We start from the raw sequence: 15,006 nt of genomic DNA, 5'->3' as shown, positions 1-15,006 counted from the left end.
CCTCTAGCGCGAAGACGATTTTCAGCGTAGAGAGCTACTCGCAAGTTATTTTCCGGTGAAAGTACTTCCGAACCGTGGAATCTTCGGTCAAGCGGTGCACTTGCGGAGCTCAACCCGGTCTACCGGGGAGCGTCCTCACATATCGTAGGGCGGACGCGGGATCGGGTCCACCATGGCGTCGAAACCCCTCGGCAGCTGCGCCAGCAGATCCTGGAACTCGCCGACCGTCACCGCCTCGCGCAACGTGATGAGCACCGCCCGGGTGCCCACCTCGGCGACCGCGGGGTCCACCTCGGCCCGCTCGGCCACCCGCTGCACGAAGGCGACCGCTCCCCCGCCCCCGGCGGGCCCGACCGGCGCGGAGAGATAACTGCCCAGCTCGTCCGGCAGTTGCGCGGCCAACTCCGCCGACTCGTTGCCGGTCACCCGTTCGGCGAGGGTCTGCAGCACCGCCCGGGAGATCGTGGCCGCCTGCTCGGTGGGCAGCTCGGCGCGGCGGGACACCGCCTCGACGAATCGGGGAAACCGCACGCCGCCCTCCTGTCGTCGCCGGCCCGCCGCCGGGTTGCCGACGACCCCAGTTCAACCGGCTGACGACCGGCGACGACCTGGAGCCGCCGGTGGGTACCCGCGACCCGGCGGGGCAAACGGCGGACGGCCGCCCCGATGACCGCCCGGCCCATGGGTCAGCGCAACGCGCCGGTCGACCGCAGGTGCTCGAAGACGAGCTGGTTGGCCGGGGAGACCCGGTGCCGGTCGGCGTAGCCGAGCCAGGCCAGCTCCTCGATCTCGCTCGCCGGCCGCAGCGTGCCCCGGTAGTCGGCGGCGTAACAGGTCATCCGCACCAGCGTCCCGACGGCGCGCCCGTGCGCCTGCGCGGTGAACGTGCCGACCGGCACGGCCGACTCCGGCACGATCGCGACACCCAACTCCTCGGCGATCTCCCGGGCCAGGGTCTCCAGGTCGGTCTCGCCCGGCTCCCGCTTCCCGCCCGGCAGGTACCAGACGTCCTTGCCCCGGGACCGGGCGCAGAGCACCCGGCCGTCCTCGATCCGGATCCAGGCCACCTTGTCGATCTCACGCACGGCACTCTCCCGGCTCGGCTGCCGCACGAGGTTATCGGACCTGCTCTGTAGGCTGCCCGCATGGCCCGCACCACCCACCCCGGCGCCTGCCCGCTGGACTGCCCGGACACCTGCGTCTGGCAGCTCACCGTCGAGGACGGCCGGGCCATCGCGCTGCGCGGCGACCGCGACCACCCGTTCACCCGGGGCGCGCTCTGCGGCAAGGTCAACCGCTACCTCGACGCGGTCAACGGGCCCGACCGGCTGACCACCCCGTACGTCCGGACCGGGCCGAAGGGCGTCGGCCGGGTCGCCTACCGCCCGGCGAGCTGGGACGAGGCGGTCGAGCGGGTGGCCGCCGGGCTGCGCGCCAGCATCGACCGGGACGGCCCGGAATCGGTCCTGCCCTACTACTTCGCCGGCACCATGGGCCATGTGCAGGGCTGGACGATGGGTCCCCGGCTCTTCGCGTACCTGGGCGCGTCGCGGCTGGACACCACCATCTGCACCGGCGCCGCGCGGGCCGCGCAGGGCTCGATCTACGGCGGCTCGGTCGGCTTCGAGCCGGAATCCATCGTGGACGCCCGGCTGATCGTGCTCTGGGGCGCCAACCCGCTCGCCACCAACCTGCACCTGTGGCCGTTCGTGCAGCAGGCCCGGGAGCGCGGCGCCCACCTGGTGACCGTCGACCCGCTGCGCACCGAAACCGCGGCACGCAGCGACGAGCACGTCGCGCCGTTGCCCGGCACCGACGCGGCCCTGGCGTTGGGGCTGATGCGGCACGTCCTCGACGCCGGCGCGGCGGATCAGCAGTGGCTGGCGGCGCACACCGTCGGCTGGCCGGAGCTTTCGGCCCGGCTCGGCGAGTGGCCGGTGGAGCGGGCGGCCGCCGAGTGCGGCCTGTCGGTCGAGGTGGTACGCCGCCTCGGCGAGCGGATCGCCACCACCCGGCCGACCGCCGTCCGGGTCGGGCTGGGCCTGCAACGGCACCACGGCGCGGGCCAGGCGATCCGGGCGATCTGCGCGCTGCCCCTGGTCACCGGCGACTTCCGGTACCCGGGCGGGGGCGCGCTCGTCTCGACCAGCGGGCACCACCCGATCGACGAGGGACCGGTGATCCGGCCGCCGGACATGCCCGCCCCGCGGGCCAGGTCGGTGAACATGAGCCGGCTGGCCGCCGTGCTCACCGGCGAGGCCGACCCGCCGGTGACGTCCCTGGTGGTGTTCAACGCCAACCCGGCCGCCACCGCGCCTGACCAGACCCGGCTGCTCGCCGGCCTGCGCCGCGCCGACCTGTGCACCGTCGTGCTGGAGCAACGCTGGACGGACACCTGCGACTTCGCCGACGTGGTGCTGCCGGCCACCATGCAGCCCGAGCACCTCGACCTGCACTCCTCCTACGGGCACCACTACACGACGCTCAACCTGCCGGTGACCCGGGCGCCCGGCGAGGCGCTGCCGAACACCGAGATCTTCCGCCGGATCGCCGCCGCGCTCGGGATCGACCATCCCCGGCTGCGGGACAGCGACGAGGACCTGGCCCGGCAACTCCTGCGCGGCACGCCGGTCAGCTTCGAGGAGCTGCGGGAGCGGACGTACGCCCGGACCAGCGGGGTGGCGGTCGGGTCCGCCCCGTACGCCGACGGCGGCTTCCCCACCCCGGACGGGCGGGCCCGGCTGCACGACCCGGCGCTGGCCCGGCACGGGGTGGATCCGGTCGTCGGCTACACCCCGCCGATCGAGGCCGCCGACCCGGCGCTGGCCCGCCGGTTCCCGCTGGTGCTCATCGCCCCGGCCGGCCGGTACCTGATGAACTCCACCTTCGCCTCGCTGCCCTGGCACGCCCGGCGGACCGGGCCGCCCCGGGTGCACCTGCACCCCGACGACGCGGCGGCGCGCGGCCTCGCCGACGGGGACGCGGTGCGGGTGCACAACGACCGGGGGGCGTTCCTGGCAGCGGTCGCCGTGGACGACGCGGCCCGGCCCGGGCTGGCGTTCACCTACAAGGCGTACTGGGCGCGGCTGAGCCCGGGACGGGCCACCGTCAACGCGGTCACCGCGGTCCGCGACGCCGACCTGGGCGGCGCGCCGACCTTCCACGACTGCCGGGTGGAGGTCGAGCCGGTGCCGGCCGAGCTGCTGACGGCGCAGCCGCCCCAGGACGAGGAGGCCGCGCCACCGCCACCGCGCGAGGCGACGGAGGACCCAGCCGGGCCGGCGTCACGATCGCCGGAGGCCGTGCCGGCCGGATGAGGCGGCGGGTGCGGCTCGGCGGGTACACCTTCGTTCACGCCGGCCAGCACCCGGTCGGCGTCCTCGGGGCGCATGGCCCGGACCCGTCCGTCCGCCATGAGCCGCCGGATACCAGCGGGGCAGCTCATCCCTCGGCGAGGGCGTCCAGCAGCAGGGCGGCGGTCCAGCTGAACGCCGGCGAGCCCAGCCCCGCCCCGGTGTCCGGGTGGAAGTACTCGTGGCAGCCGCTACGGGCGACCAGCGCCAGCATGGACTCGCGCAGCCCGGCGGCCAGGTCGGGGCGGTGGTGGGTGAGCAGCCCGCGCCACAGCAGCCAGCTGGTGTTCAGCCAGCTCGGGCCGCGCCAGTAGCGCAGCGGCTCGAAGTCCGGCGCGGTGCGGTCGTAGGCGGGCAGCGGGCGGTCCATCCGGGCGGCGAGGCCGAACCGGGGTGAGCCCGCCTCGGCGAGCACGGCCTGTACCTGGCGGGCCGGCAGGTCGGGCAGGACGAGCGGCATCAGCCCGAGCACCGTGCGGGCCGGGATCAGCCGGTCGGCGCGTACGTCCCGGGGATGGAAGGTGCCGGTGGCCGGGTCGTACAGCCGGTCGACCAGGGCCTCGGTGATCCGGGCCGCCCGTTCCCGGTGCGGCCCCGGGTCGGCGCCGACCACGGTGGCGATCCGGGCCAGCGCGTGCTCGGCCAGCCCGAGCGCCGCGTTGACCAGCGGGCACTCCACCAGGAACGGGTGCCGGCCGAGCAGCCCGTCGTCCCGGTAGCGGCCCGCCCGGTAGGCGTCGACGAGCGCCACGTAGCGCGCGTAGTCCAGGTCCGTGGGGCGGTGCGCCGCGTCGGCGTGCGCGGTGTCGTGCCGGCGGTACGCCCGCATGATGTCGGCGTCGGCGGGCACCGCGGCCAGCGGGGCGTCCCAGGCGGGACTGTTGTCGAGCCCGGACTCCCACGGGTGGACCACGGCGGCCAGCCCGGCGCCGCCGACGTCGCGCCGCCCGGTCAGGTAGCGCTGCTGCGCGACCAGCCGCGGGTAGAGCTCACGCAGCGCCCGCACCGACACCTCGGAGGGGGCACGGCGGTGCACCAGCCAGGCGGCGGGGGCGTGCACCGGCGGCTGGACGATCCCGGAGGTGGCCGCGGCGGGGGCGCCGTCGGCGCGGGTCGAGTCCCAGAACTCCGGTCCGGGGAAGTACGAGCCGGCCCGCAGCGCGGGGTTGAAGACGATGTGCGGCACCCGCCCGTCGGCCCACTGCGCGGCGAGAAGGGTGCGCAGCTCCCGCCAGGCCCGGTCCGGGCGGAAGTGGGCCAGCCCGACCGCGATGAACGCCGAGTCCCAGCTCCACTGGTGCGGATAGAGGGTGCGCGACGGCACCGTGTGGTCGTGTTCCCAGTTGGCGTCGAGGGTGGTGATCGCCAGCCGGCGCAGCGCGGCGGCACGTTCCGCACCGGACACCCGAGCCGACGGATCCCCCACGCGCAACTCAGCAGGTGTTCCGGCACTCATGCGGCCACCTCGCTCCGCTCGGCAGCCCCATGAGACTCCCCGGCACTGCGCCCGATGATTCGCTCACTGCGCTCGCTCATGCGGCGGCCTGCCGGGGGCGGGCCCGGGCGAGCACGGCGGCCGCCTGGCGCAGGGCGGCGACGGGCTCGCCGCGCAGCCGGCACTCGACGGCCAGCCAGCCGGCGTAGCCGAGGTCGTCGAGGGTACGCAGCAGCGCCGGCCAGTCCAGGTGGCCGGCGCCGGGCTGGTACCGGTTGGAGTCGCTGACCTGCACGTGCCCCAGGTATGGCGCGGCCGCGCGCAGCGCCGCGGGCACGTCGTCCTCCTCGATGTTCATGTGGAAGGTGTCGGCGACCACGCGCACCGAGGGCAGGCCGACCGCCCGGCACAGGGCGACCGCCTCGTCGAGGCGGTTGACCATGTGGTCCTCGTACCGGTTGAGGGGTTCCAGGAAGAGGGTGACCCCCTCGGCGCGGGCGTGCTCGCCCAGCTCGCCCAGGGCGTCGACGAGCACCTGCCGGTCGCCGTCGGGCGAGCGGGGCGGCTCGAACGGCGGCAGCCGGCGGGAGAACATCCCCCAGGCGGCGGGGGTCATCGCGCCGATCCCGCCGATCTCGGCGATCACCGAGAGCTGGGAGCGGAGGTTGCGCACCGCGTCCCCGGCCCGCTCCGGGTCGAAGTCACCGATGAAGTGGTCCATCTCGACGCAGACGGTGGGCAGCACCACGCCGTCGGCGCGGGCCCGGCGCAGCTCGGGCAGCCGCCGGGCGAATGCCAGCTCGCCGCGGCCGCGCAGCTCGATGCCCTGGTAGCCGAGCGAGACGGCGAGGGCGTACTTGTCGGACAGGCTGGCGCCGGGGAGCAGCTGCTCCTGGCAGGCGAGTCGAATTGCCATCAGAACCTCAGCACGACTTGGAGGACGGCATCGTCACCGCGGTCGAGCAACGCCAGCGCGTCGGCCACCGCGCCCGCGTCGACGACGTGGCTCACCAGCGGCAGCGGGTCGACGCTGCCCTCGGCCACCAGATCCATGAAGGTGCGGGCGATCCTGGGCCCGGTCCACCGGCCGGCCGTGCCGGGCGCCGGGGTGGGCCCGGAGACCTGGGCCGCCACCAACTGGATCCGGTTGTGGTGGAACTCCTCGCCGAGCCCCAGCCCGTGGGCGTACCCCTGGTAGAAGCCGGCGGCCACGACGCGGCCGGCGTGGGTGGTGGCGCGGATGGCCTCGTGCAGCGCCGGGTACGACCCGGACAGCTCCAGGCAGACGTCCGCGCCGCGGCCGTCGGTGGCCGCGTGCAGCACGGCGGCGGCCGAGTCGACGGCGACGTCGACCACCCGGCGGGCGCCGAACGCGGTGGCGTGCGCCAGCCGGGCCGGCACCCGGTCGACCGCGACGACCCGGGCCCCGGACAGGACGGCGAGCCGGGTGCCGAGCAGCCCGATCACCCCCTGCCCGAAGACCCCGACCCAGTCGCCGAGGTGCAGGTCGCCCGCGAGCACGGCGGTCAGCGCGATGGCGCCCGGGCGGGCGAAGACCGCGGCGAGCGGGTCGAGGCCGGGGGCGAGCGGGGTGACCGTGGCGGCCGCCACCACCGCCTCGGCCCGGTGCCCCCAGATGCCCCAGACGAGCTGGCCGGGCCGGCGGTCGGCGACGTCCGGGGCCACCTCGACCACCTCGCCGACCTCCTCGTAGCCGAAGCCGACCACCGGGTACGCCGGCGCGGCCTGCCGAGGCACGAACATGCGGGTGGCGTCGTCCCAGTCCTTGCTGAGCCGGGGGTTGCTGCCCCGGTAGAGGGTCAGCTCGGTGCCGGCGGAGATGCCGGAGTAGCGGGTGCGGACGCGGACCTGGCCGGCGCCGAGCGGGTCCGGGGGGCAGGGCTCCAGGCTGACGCGTCGGGGCCCGGCCAGAGAGACAACCCAGTTGGCCATGGCGTCGCTCCGAGGGAAGTGCCGGCCCCGATTCTAACCGAAAAAATCGGCATATGTGGTTCGATTGATCAATCGATGGGTATTGAAGGCACGCTGTGCTCTTTCGAGAGGAGTGCCACCGATGCCATCACCCTCGAGGCGGCTGCTGGCCACCAGTCTGATCCTGGCACTTGCCGGAACCGGGCTGCTGGCCTGCAGCGACGACCAGCAGAAAGACGACAGTTCCCGGCTGACCGTGTGGAGTCTGGAGGACGTCGCCGACCGGGTCAACGCGACCAAGGCGATCATCGCCGACTACACCGCGAAGACCGGGGTCAAGGTGGACCTGGTCACCGTCAACGAGGACCAGTTCCCCTCCCTCATCGCCTCCAGCGCCGCCGCCGGCGAGCTGCCCGACGTGGTCGGGTCGCTCCCGCTGGCCGGCGTCCGGACCCTCGCCGGCAACGAGCTGCTGCACCTGGACGCCAACGCGGCGATCGTCGACAAGCTGGGTCGGGACACCTTCTCGCCGCGCGCACTGGAGCTGACCGCCGAGGACGGCACACAGCTCGCCGTCCCCAGCGACGGGTGGGGGCAGCTGCTGATCTACCGCAAGGACCTGTTCGCCGCCGCTGGCCTGCCCGCCCCCGACACGTACGAGAAGATCGCCGCCGCGGCGGCGAAGCTGAACACCGGCGGCGTCGCCGGCATCACCGCGGCCACCGCCCCCGGTGACGTGTTCACCCAGCAGACCTTCGAGCACCTGGCGCTGGCCAACAACTGCCAGCTCATCGACGACTCGGGCGCGGTGCAGCTGGACTCCCCGGAGTGCGTCGAGGCGTTCCGCTTCTACGGCGAGCTGATGCGCGACCACTCGGTCAAGGGCGCGCAGGACGTGGACACCACCCGGGCCACCTACTTCGCCGGCAAGGCGGCCATGCTGATCTGGTCGCCGTTCATCCTCGACGAGCTGGCCGGGCTGCGCAACGACGCCAAGCCGACCTGCCCGCAGTGCCAGCGGGACCCGGCGTTCCTGGCGAAGAACAGCGGCTTCGTCACCGCGATCAAGGGCCCGAACGGCAGGGAGCCGGCCCAGTACGGCGAGATCAGCTCGTGGGCCGTGCTCGACGGCGCGGCCGACCCCGCGAAGTCCTTCGTGGAGTACATGCTCTCCGACGGCTACCCGCGCTGGTTCGGGATGTCCCCCGAGGGCCGCTTCCCCGTCCGCAAGGGCACCGGCGACGACAAGGAGAAGTTCCTCACCGCCTGGAACACCAGCCAGGCCGGCGTGGACACCAAGAAGCCACTGGCGCAGGTGTACGGCGAGGACGTGCTGGCCACCCTGCGCCGCAGCCCGGACACCTTCGAGCGCTGGGGGCTCACCCAGGGCCAGGGCAAGCTGGTCGGGGCGATCCTCGGTGAACTGCCCGTGCCGAAGGCCCTCGCCGACGTGGTCGCCGGGAAGTCCGACCCGGCCGGTGCCGCCAGGCGGGCGAAGAAGGACGTCGAGGCGATCAAGGCGGGCGTCAATTGACCACCACCGCACCGGAGGCCGGCCGCTCCCCCACCCGGGAGCGGCCCCGCCCCGGCCGACGCCCGCTCACCCTGCGCCGCCGCGAGTCCCGCGCCGGGCTCGCGCTGGTCACCCCGACGCTGCTCGTCGTGGTGGCGGTGATCGGCATCCCCATCGTCTGGACGATCGTCCTGGCCTTCCAGCGGGTACGCCTGGCCACCCTGCGCAAGACCGGCCTGTTCGGCGAGCTGACGCTGGACAACTTCGACCGGGTGCTGCACACCCCCGGCTTCGCCGGGACGCTCTGGACCACGCTGGTCTACAGCGTCGGCGGCACCGCCGGGTCGATCCTGGTCGGGCTCGTCGCGGCGCTGGTGGTCCGCCGCCCGTTCCGGGGCCGCACCGTGGTCCGGGCGTCCATGCTGCTGCCGTACGTGGCGCCGGTGGTCGCGATGACCTTCGTCTGGCAGGTGATGCTCGACCCACAGCTCGGCATCGTCAACGACTGGGGACGGCGGTTCCTCGGCTGGGACACGCCGATCCCGTTCCTCTCCCAGGACTCCACCGCGCTCTGGACGGTCATCGCGTTCGAGGCGTGGCGCTACTTCCCGTTCGCCTTCCTGTTCCTGCTGGCCCGGCTGCAGGCCGTACCCGGTGAGCTAGAGGAGGCGGCCCGGGTCGACGGGGCCACCCCGACCCAGCGGTTCCGGCACATCCTGCTGCCACAGCTGTTGCCGGTGATCGCGCTGCTGGGGGTGCTGCGGTTCATCATGACGTTCAACAAGTTCGACGACGTCTACCTGCTCACCGGCGGCTCGGCCGGCACCGAGGTGGTCAGCGTCCGGGTCTACCAGTTCCTCACCGCGCGTACCGACATCGGCGCCGCGGCGGCGCAGGCGGTCGTGCTGGCCGTGGTGCTGATCGTCTTCGTCGCGATCTACCTGCGCTTCTTCGCCCGGCGAGGGGAGGCGTGATGGACCGGGACCGGATCGAGACGGTCAGCCTGCGCTGGCTGCGCCGGCTGGTGATCGCCGGCTTCCTGCTGGTCACCCTGCTGCCGTTCTGGTACATGCTGGTGCTCTCGGTACGCCCCATCGAGCGGCTGCTGCTCGACCCGGGTTCGCTGCTGGTGCCGGCCGGCGAGCTGACCGTCGCCACGTACGTCGAGGTGCTCAAGGCCACCGAGGACGGCGGGCAGGGCTTCCTCGCGTTCATCCGCAACAGCGGCCTCGTCGCGCTGGCCGCCACGGCGCTCACCCTGCTGGTCGCCATCCCCGGCGCGTACGCCGTGTCCCGGCTGCGGTTCTTCGGCCGGCGGCAGGTCCACGCGCTCTTCCTCGCGGTGTACCTGTTCCCGTCGATCGTCATCGCGATCCCGCTGTTCGTGGTCTTCACCCGGGCCGGGCTGCGCGGGTCGCTGGTGGGGCTGGTGCTGGTCTACCTCTCCCAGACGCTGCCGGTCTCGGTCTACATGCTCAAAAACTATTTCGAGTCCATCCCGGTCAGCCTGGAGGAGTCCGCCGCGATCGACGGGGCCGGTCGGCTCGGCGTCATCCGCCGGGTCAGTCTCCCCCTGTCCGCGCCGTCGGTCATGGCGGTCGCCCTGTACGACTTCATGATCGCCTGGAACGAGTTCCTGTTCGCGCTGCTCTTCCTCGTCGACCGGCCGAACCGGTGGACCGTGTCGCTGGGCCTGTCGCTGCTCTCCGACGGGGTCGAGGTCCCGAAGACCGTGCTGATGGCCGGGTCGGTGATCCTCACCCTGCCCATCGTGGTGCTCTTCTTCGCCAGCGAGCGGCTGCTCACCGAGGGGCTCACCAGCGGCGCCGAGAAGGGCTGACCGTCCCGCCGCCGGGCGCCCGGATCTCACCCCCGCGCCTGGCGGCACCGCCCTTCCCGCCCGGATCATCCGATTCTCGGCCTGTTCCCGGAAAGCGCTGGCCAGCCGGGCGATAGTGGCCACTCTCTCGGTGAATCTGTGCCCTGCCGGGGCCGCTCACGAGATCAGTTACCGTGGCGGCATGGGCAAGCCGACCCGCTGGGTGACCGACACCCAGCCCGGACACTCGCAGTGGTACATCGACCGGTTCCGCCGGCTCGCGGCCGAAGGGGCGGATCTGGCCGGTGAGGCGCGGCTGCTGGACGCGCTGGTCCCGCCGCACGCCCGCATCCTGGACGCCGGCAGCGGCACCGGCCGGGTCGGCGCCGCACTCGCCGCCCGCGGCCACCGCGTCGTCGGGGTGGACGCCGACCCGGCGCTGATCGAGGCGGCCCAGGCTGACTACCCCGGGCCGCGCTGGCTGGTCGGCGACCTCGCCGAACTGGACCTGGCCGAGCAGGGCGAGCCGGAGCCGTTCGACGCCGCCCTGTGTGCGGGCAACGTGATGACGTTCGTCGCGCCCGGCACCGAGCGGGCAGTGCTGAGCCGGATCGCGGCCCACGTCCACCCGGACGGGCTCGTGGTGGTCGGCTTCGGCACCGACCGCGGCTATCCGCTCGCCGACTTCGACGACGACGCGGTGGCGTCCGGGCTCCGGCTGGAGCACCGCTTCGCCACCTGGGACCTGCGTCGGTGGCAGGAGGACGCCGACTTCGCGGTCAGCGTCCTTCGCCGCCCCGCCGGCTGATCCATTTGCCCCTATGCTGCCGGGATGTCCGACGACCCGGTACCCCCGGCCGCTCCGGCCCGCCTTGTCCGCCCGCGAAAGGCCCTCCGCCTCGTTGCGGCTGGGCTGCTGGTCGGACTGGTGACGCTCGGTGTCGCGGTGGCGGCAGCCCTGGCTCTCGCCAAGCTCGCCGAGCGGGAGCCGGCATCCTGCGCCGAGGATGCGCCGTGCCTGCCCGACCTCGGGCCCGTGATCCTCGCCATCCTGTCCGTGCCGGTCCTGATGGCCGTCGTCGGCCCACTGGCCGCGCGGATCCTGCGGCTGCCCGCACCAGGGCTGTTCGCGATGCCGGTGATCTGGGCCGTGGTGGTCGCGTGCGTGTTGCTGGGGCCGGCGGACCGGCGGCAGCACTGGCCGTTCGACAGCCCCGTCGGGCTAGGGTTCACCTTCCTGCTGCCCTACGCCGGGCTGGCGCTGTGGGCGGGCCACCGCCGGGGCGGCACCTCGCCCGACACCAGCGCCGGCCGATCGGGCTGATCATCAGGCCGGGGCCGCGGCCGGGTCGAGCGGGCCGCCGGCCGGCACCAGGCTGACCAGGCTGGCGGGCGGACGCCGGCGTAGCGGCGCCGGACGCGGCGACGGACTCGACCACCGCGCCGCGCCCCGGTTCGACCACCAGGTGGTCGCCAAGGCCCTTCGCCCGGTCGGCGTACCCGGGGCGGCCGAGAGGTCCGGCGGGGTGGCGCCCACCCGCACGTCGCGTACGCCGGTGTCGTCGCCGACCGGGGCGCAGAGCGCCCCGCCGTCCATGGCGGCCAGCCGGGGCGGCACCGCCGGCGGGGCGGTGGGCCCGACGGGCACCCGGTCGCGGAGCTTGGGCAGGGCGGCGAAGCGGCCGAGGGTGATCGGCTTCGGGGCGCCCTGGCCGGTGCCGGCGAGCAGCAGGGCGGCCGGGAGTTCGGTGACTCCGGCCAGCCGTCCCGCTCGGCCACCGCGTACTGCCGGCCGCCGCCGGAGTTCCGGACGAGGTAGACGTCGCCGACGGTGGCGCCGGCGACCCGGTCGGAGATCGCACCGAGGCCGGGTACCGAGGGCGGGGCCCGGTCGGCGCCGGCCGGCACGGCGTGCAGCAGCGCCGGGGCCACCGGCACGGCCCCCGTTCCCGGGTCGCGGCAAGCGCGGCCAGCACCCGGTCGGTGTCGCGGAGCAGGTAGCGCCGGTCGTGCCAGAGCAGGTGCAGCCGCACCGACGGCGAGCCGCCGCTGCAGCAGCTCGCCCGCACGGCGATGAAGCGGCACATGAACTCACGCGGCCGCTGACCCCTTCGCTCGTTCGAGGGCTCGGTTGGGTGCGGCACTGGGGACTCGTTTGGGGGTGTTCACGAGACGAGACCCCACACGAGCCCCCTCCATCCGGCCTGTCAGGCGCCTGACCTGCCCAAACCCGGCCGACAACAGCACCGAACGCAAGATCAATTCATCCAGACTCCCTACGGGATTCTCTCTCCAGGGGTGAAACACACCTATGCCGCCACCGCGCTCTGCTGGCCTGCTAACCATCTACCCGCACATCATCACCGCGACCGCCTGCTGCTCCAACTGCTCGACTACCACCAGGGCCTCACCACCGACCAAATCCACCACATCGTGTTCCACGCCCGCCGGACCTGCCAGATCCGGCTCGGCGAATTGGCCGCCCTGGGCCTGCTGGACCGGTTCCGGTTCGCCCGCGACGGCGGCGGCACTGGACCCTCGGCCACAACGGGCGCCGGTTCCAAGCCGCCGCCGACAACCGGCCCGAGTCCACCGTGCGCGCGAGCCGCCAGAGGGTGCAGCGGCTGTCGGCCAACCCGCACCTGACACACCTGCTCACCGCCAACGAGTTCTTCGTCCGGCTCACCGCACACGCCCGCCAGCACGGCGAAGCCCGGTTCGACCGGTGGTGGTCCGAGTCGACGACCACCAAGCAGTTCCGGACCATCACCGCCGACGGGCACGGCCTGTGGAGCGTCGGCGACACCTCGTGCGGTTTTGGTCGGAGGCCGACGCCGGCACCGAACCCCTGGTCCGGATGGTGGCCAAGCTCGACCGGTACGCCCCACTCCCCCACCGCGGCGGACCCCGCCGCCCGGTGCTGTTCTGGGCTCGGCAGCGAGCAACGCGAGGAACACCTTCACCGGCTCCTGCGCAGCTGGCGCGGCGATGCCCCATTCGCGACCGCCACCCACGCCACCGACCCCGCCGCAGCGGTCTGGTTCGCTGGCGGCGCCACCTGCCGGATCCGGCTCGCCGAGTTGCCCAGCGACCACGGCCAGCCCGTGGCGGACAACCCGAACTACGACGACGGCGTATTCGTGCTCTGACAAGCCCTGACGAATCCTGTCAGCCCAGGTCAGAGGCATGGTCGTGATTCCTGACAGGAGCGGTGCTGTCAGGTCACGAAGGTACGGTGAAGATTGCTTTCTTTCCCCCTCCCGCCGATCGTCGCCCGGTCGTCTGGGATCTCGCGATGCAACGCCGACGCCCGCTCCCAGCGGCCCTGGACCCGCAGGCCGAGCCACAGCCGGGCCGCCCGACCGAGCCCCCGGAGCCTGTGGAAAACCGGGCGGAAGCTGACTTCCCCCCGGCCGGGGACCGGGGGGAAGTGCAGTACCAGACGGCCGGAAGTGTGGTACCGAACGGCCGGAAGCGTGCTTCCGCCGAACCGTCCTTAACCGTCAATAACCAACAGGGCCCGCGCGCGCTTCGCGGCGCAGCCCTCCCCCCTCACCCGCCGCCGCGCATGCACACGCCACCGGGGCTCTCCAGCCGGCAACTGTGGCCCCTGTCGGTCTGAAGCCCTCGCTCGTGACCGACCGCCGCCTACGCCCTCGCCGCTGTCCTCCTCGGCGGGCCCACCGTCTTGGCCGCCTCCCATCGCCGATGCTGGCCACCTGGTCGACAGGCACCGAGGAGGCCGAGCCCGATCATCCGCGCCGCCGGCCGCGGCGATGCCAGTCCCGCCGCCGTCCGGTCCGAAGACGCCCCGGCCGGCTGGTCGCCCGAGACCGGGGCCGTGGCCGGGTCTGTCTTCTGGCCGGTCGCCCTGTTCGTGGCCGTGGAGATCCTGGCCCGAACCGCACGGCCGCCCGGCCGCCGATGGGCCGCCCTCCGGTTCGGTGGCCTCCTCCCAGTGGCAGCCGTGGTCGCCCTCGTCTCCTACCGACACCTGTCCGGCCCTCCTCGGCCACGCCATGGGTCGGGCCGGGCAGCGCGCGTGAGACCCAGGCCGGCCGGCTGGCGGCATCGGCGACCAGTCACGGTTCCTCGATTTCCATGCCCCTCGTGGTGGTCACACGGTAGGAGTTGGTGTGGCGGGAGGGCCAGCCGAGGAACCGGTCGAACATGTCAGCGGCGCTGCCCGTCTCGCTGGGGTTGAGCCGGTGCAGATCGTCGATCGCGTCGTGCAGGCAACTGGCCAGGTAGAGGAACAGGCTCACCGGGCTGCCGTGGTACTCGGCGAGGAGAGCGAGTTTCGCCGCCCCACAGGGCCACGGCTGCCCGCACCGGCGACACAGCCACAGCGGGCGCAGCGGCAGATGCTCCACAGGCTTCTCCGCTATTGGATGCCCCAAGACGCGGCGCTGCTTCCCCATCATCGGCGATCGCCTTTTGGGGCCTGCTGCTCAAAGAGCCGACGCCATACATGGGTGAGCAACGGCGGATCAGCGGGCCGCGTCTGGTGCCTCGCGGGAACGTGCGCAAGGGTTTCAGATCGCCAGGACTGGTCGTTCCTCGCGTTACGCGAGATGTACACGGTCATGCCGGCACCTCCATCCGAGTCGGTGAGCGGTGGGCTCGCCGGAGGAAAGGCGAGCCCACCGCCGCACCGCGGCGGCTGGGAGCAATCCGCCGGTCACCCACCCACGCAGCCCTCTTGGCAGTACGCAGGCGGGGCATCACCCGTACGTGAGCGGACATGCGGCGCGGCGGCAGCAACCCATGCGTGAGGCTGGCCTGCTCGGCAACTGCCTCGGATCGCCCTAGCTCTTCGGAACCCACCGCGCACCCCCACTCGAAAGTCGGGCTTAGGACGCGTCTCATTTGGATGGTCGTTGGCCTGGGGCATGATCTGCTCCCGTGGACGAGGCCATGATCCGCACGTGGGCGCCGGATGATCTCTGGGAGA

General features: G+C 73.3%; 13 protein-coding genes and 2 pseudogenes. 7 read left to right on the top strand and 8 right to left on the bottom strand.

All coding sequences use genetic code 11. The annotated features are described in order from the left end of the window. Positions 1–135: 135 nt before the first annotated feature. Positions 136–531, bottom strand: a complete 396-nt coding sequence (locus ABZ783_RS33060; protein WP_357445563.1) for a DUF2267 domain-containing protein — start codon at positions 529–531, stop codon at positions 136–138. Between the two features lie 155 nt (positions 532–686). Continuing rightward, positions 687–1,085, bottom strand: a complete 399-nt coding sequence (locus ABZ783_RS33055; RefSeq protein WP_357445560.1) for an NUDIX domain-containing protein — start codon at positions 1,083–1,085, stop codon at positions 687–689. Between the two features lie 60 nt (positions 1,086–1,145). Between ABZ783_RS33055 and ABZ783_RS33050 the strand changes: the two genes are divergently transcribed. Then, on the top strand, positions 1,146–3,317 hold the full coding sequence (locus ABZ783_RS33050; RefSeq protein WP_357445557.1) for a molybdopterin-dependent oxidoreductase: 2,172 nt from the start codon (positions 1,146–1,148) through the stop codon (positions 3,315–3,317). A 124-nt stretch (positions 3,318–3,441) separates the two neighbouring features. Here ABZ783_RS33050 and ABZ783_RS33045 read toward each other — a convergent pair whose 3' ends face one another. The 3 genes from ABZ783_RS33045 to ABZ783_RS33035 all read right to left on the bottom strand — a co-directional run bounded on the left by ABZ783_RS33045 (position 3,442) and on the right by ABZ783_RS33035 (position 6,741). Then, on the bottom strand, positions 3,442–4,809 hold the full coding sequence (locus ABZ783_RS33045) for a hypothetical protein (protein WP_357445554.1): 1,368 nt from the start codon (positions 4,807–4,809) through the stop codon (positions 3,442–3,444). A gap of 76 nt (positions 4,810–4,885) precedes the next feature. Then, positions 4,886–5,704 carry a sugar phosphate isomerase/epimerase family protein gene (locus ABZ783_RS33040; RefSeq protein ID WP_357445551.1) on the bottom strand — a complete coding sequence of 273 codons (819 nt, stop codon included), beginning with the start codon at positions 5,702–5,704 and terminating at the stop codon, positions 4,886–4,888. Next, positions 5,704–6,741, bottom strand: a complete 1,038-nt coding sequence (locus tag ABZ783_RS33035) for a zinc-binding alcohol dehydrogenase (protein ID WP_357445548.1) — start codon at positions 6,739–6,741, stop codon at positions 5,704–5,706. Before ABZ783_RS33035 ends, ABZ783_RS33040 begins: the two co-directional genes overlap by 1 nt. 121 nt (positions 6,742–6,862) lie before the next feature. On the opposite strand from ABZ783_RS33035, the gene ABZ783_RS33030 reads away from it, so the two are divergent. From ABZ783_RS33030 to ABZ783_RS33010, 5 genes are all read left to right on the top strand, one after another. Next, positions 6,863–8,254 (top strand): extracellular solute-binding protein, encoded by a 1,392-nt coding sequence (locus ABZ783_RS33030; protein WP_357445545.1) that lies wholly within the window; start codon positions 6,863–6,865, stop codon positions 8,252–8,254. Then, positions 8,251–9,207, top strand: a complete 957-nt coding sequence (locus tag ABZ783_RS33025; protein ID WP_357445542.1) for a sugar ABC transporter permease — start codon at positions 8,251–8,253, stop codon at positions 9,205–9,207. The genes ABZ783_RS33030 and ABZ783_RS33025 overlap by 4 nt, the downstream gene beginning before the upstream one ends. Beyond that, positions 9,207–10,073, top strand: coding sequence for a carbohydrate ABC transporter permease (locus ABZ783_RS33020; protein ID WP_357445540.1), 867 nt, complete (start codon positions 9,207–9,209; stop codon positions 10,071–10,073). Before ABZ783_RS33025 ends, ABZ783_RS33020 begins: the two co-directional genes overlap by 1 nt. Positions 10,074–10,254: 181 nt before the next feature. Then, a complete protein-coding gene (locus tag ABZ783_RS33015) occupies positions 10,255–10,860 on the top strand; it encodes a class I SAM-dependent methyltransferase (RefSeq protein ID WP_357445537.1) in 606 nt (201 codons plus the stop codon). A gap of 24 nt (positions 10,861–10,884) precedes the next feature. Beyond that, positions 10,885–11,376: a hypothetical protein gene (locus tag ABZ783_RS33010; RefSeq protein ID WP_357445534.1), complete on the top strand. Its 492-nt coding sequence runs from the start codon at positions 10,885–10,887 to the stop codon at positions 11,374–11,376. 3 nt (positions 11,377–11,379) lie between these two features. Here ABZ783_RS33010 and ABZ783_RS33005 read toward each other — a convergent pair. Beyond that, positions 11,380–12,079 (bottom strand): annotated as a pseudogene (locus tag ABZ783_RS33005) (type VII secretion protein EccB); the annotation flags it as partial. A 406-nt stretch (positions 12,080–12,485) separates the two neighbouring features. Here ABZ783_RS33005 and ABZ783_RS33000 point away from each other — a divergent pair. Beyond that, positions 12,486–13,201: pseudogene (locus tag ABZ783_RS33000) on the top strand (replication-relaxation family protein). Between the two features lie 933 nt (positions 13,202–14,134). On the opposite strand, the gene ABZ783_RS32995 reads toward ABZ783_RS33000, so the two are convergent. Together ABZ783_RS32995 and amcA are read right to left on the bottom strand one after the other, a co-directional pair. Next, positions 14,135–14,476: a hypothetical protein gene (locus tag ABZ783_RS32995; protein WP_357445531.1), complete on the bottom strand. Its 342-nt coding sequence runs from the start codon at positions 14,474–14,476 to the stop codon at positions 14,135–14,137. Further along, complete coding sequence (gene amcA, locus ABZ783_RS32990; protein ID WP_357445528.1) at positions 14,473–14,640, bottom strand: multiple cyclophane-containing RiPP AmcA; 168 nt, start codon at positions 14,638–14,640, stop codon at positions 14,473–14,475. The genes ABZ783_RS32995 and amcA overlap by 4 nt, the downstream gene beginning before the upstream one ends. Positions 14,641–15,006: the final 366 nt, after the last annotated feature.

This window comes from Micromonospora sp. NPDC047738, assembly GCF_040642675.1.
Taxonomy (GTDB): Bacteria; Actinomycetota; Actinomycetes; order Mycobacteriales; family Micromonosporaceae; genus Micromonospora.
The sequence above is the reverse complement of the archived record's forward strand: the minus strand, read 5'-3'. Positions and strand labels throughout refer to the sequence as shown.

Coding starts and splice junctions, on each gene's coding strand:
- ABZ783_RS33050 (WP_357445557.1), top strand. CDS start 1,146: ATGGCCCGCACCACCCACCCCGGCGCCTGCCCGCTGGACTGCCCGGAC.
- ABZ783_RS33045 (WP_357445554.1), bottom strand. CDS start 4,809: ATGAGTGCCGGAACACCTGCTGAGTTGCGCGTGGGGGATCCGTCGGCT.
- ABZ783_RS33040 (WP_357445551.1), bottom strand. CDS start 5,704: ATGGCAATTCGACTCGCCTGCCAGGAGCAGCTGCTCCCCGGCGCCAGC.
- ABZ783_RS33035 (WP_357445548.1), bottom strand. CDS start 6,741: ATGGCCAACTGGGTTGTCTCTCTGGCCGGGCCCCGACGCGTCAGCCTG.
- ABZ783_RS33030 (WP_357445545.1), top strand. CDS start 6,863: ATGCCATCACCCTCGAGGCGGCTGCTGGCCACCAGTCTGATCCTGGCA.
- ABZ783_RS33020 (WP_357445540.1), top strand. CDS start 9,207: ATGGACCGGGACCGGATCGAGACGGTCAGCCTGCGCTGGCTGCGCCGG.
- ABZ783_RS33015 (WP_357445537.1), top strand. CDS start 10,255: ATGGGCAAGCCGACCCGCTGGGTGACCGACACCCAGCCCGGACACTCG.
- ABZ783_RS33010 (WP_357445534.1), top strand. CDS start 10,885: ATGTCCGACGACCCGGTACCCCCGGCCGCTCCGGCCCGCCTTGTCCGC.
- ABZ783_RS32995 (WP_357445531.1), bottom strand. CDS start 14,476: ATGATGGGGAAGCAGCGCCGCGTCTTGGGGCATCCAATAGCGGAGAAG.
- amcA (WP_357445528.1), bottom strand. CDS start 14,640: ATGACCGTGTACATCTCGCGTAACGCGAGGAACGACCAGTCCTGGCGA.